We start from the raw sequence: 287 nt of genomic DNA on the forward strand, positions 1-287 counted from the left end.
CTGATAGTGTGACTGATTACTTAAAAAAAGGGCTGCGTCGTGAGGAGCTGGATCCCAGAGTCATTAAACGTATCTACCGCGGTGTTGATACGCGTCGTTATCCTTATCGTCATAATCCATCAGTATATTGGCTACGTCATACTTTTGCTGAATACCCTGAGCTTGAGAATAAAAAATGGCTGGTATTTCCAACCATCATCGGTAAGGAATATGGCCAAGAATGGCTGATTGATATCTTGGGCAATCTTCAAGAGCAGTTCCCCAATATCCATGCCATTATTATGGAT

At 42.2% G+C, this 287-nt stretch carries 1 pseudogene; it reads left to right on the top strand.

Going from position 1 to position 287, the window contains the following annotated elements:
• Nucleotides 1-287: pseudogene (locus AAEY75_RS14615) on the top strand (glycosyl transferase family 1); the annotation flags it as partial.

Origin of the sequence: Psychrobacter sp. TB55-MNA-CIBAN-0194 (assembly GCF_040309505.1) — a bacterium.
Taxonomy (GTDB): Bacteria; Pseudomonadota; Gammaproteobacteria; order Pseudomonadales; family Moraxellaceae; genus Psychrobacter; species Psychrobacter fozii.